This window comes from Gordonia aichiensis, from assembly GCF_039946255.1.
Classification (GTDB): domain Bacteria; phylum Actinomycetota; class Actinomycetes; order Mycobacteriales; family Mycobacteriaceae; genus Gordonia; species Gordonia aichiensis_A.
On the sequence record NZ_JBCDWL010000064.1, the window covers coordinates 1 to 266 of the forward strand.

Here is a 266-nt window from a genome sequence, read left to right on the forward strand (position 1 = left end):
CCGGCCGCCAGGCGACGCGCCCGGCATGCGGGCCGTCGATCAGCACGACGGTCTCCCAGTCGCCCACCTGGCGCCCGACCGACCGGTTGTGGCGCCCGCACGCCGCCCCGAGGTTGCCGATGTCGGTCCGGCCCCCGTTCTGCCACTCGCGCAGGTGGTGGGCTTCGGTGCGGGCGAACGGCGCCGCACAGCCCGGGGCGGTGCACCCGCGATCACGGGCGAACAACATCAACCGCTGCGCCTTCGACGCCAACCGCCGACCCCGC

At 75.9% G+C, this 266-nt stretch carries 1 protein-coding gene; it reads right to left on the reverse strand.

From position 1 onward, the window contains the following. Positions 1-266, reverse strand: a 266-nt coding sequence (locus AAFO60_RS21045) for an HNH endonuclease signature motif containing protein (protein WP_347958154.1), incomplete at both ends; no start/stop codon positions are given.